The following is a 239-nucleotide window of genomic DNA, read 5'->3' as shown; positions in this document are numbered from 1 at the left end:
CCTGTGGTACGAGCAGTACAAGCTCACCGGCCACCAGGGCTCCATAGACGGCGTCTTCCAGCCGCTGGCCACCTGGTTCGGCATCCCAGCGCATGAGAAGCCGATCCGCCTGACCGTCGCCATCCTGGAGATCATCGCCGCCCTCCTCGTTCTCATCCCCCGCAGCCGCATTTTCGGCGCGGCCCTGGCGTAGGGGCTGATGAGCGGGGCGATCTTCTTCCATACCATCGGCCCGATCG

The 239-nt window shown here is 65.7% G+C and carries 1 protein-coding gene; it reads left to right on the top strand.

The window, feature by feature from the left end; translation table 11 throughout:
* Nucleotides 1-193: hypothetical protein (locus AC0IW9_RS31860; RefSeq protein ID WP_471652279.1), on the top strand; the 193-nt coding region annotated here is incomplete at its 5' end.
* Nucleotides 194-239: the final 46 nt, after the last annotated feature.

The organism is Belnapia sp. AC561 (assembly GCF_979252845.1).
The sequence above is the reverse complement of the archived record's forward strand: the minus strand, read 5'-3'. Positions and strand labels throughout refer to the sequence as shown.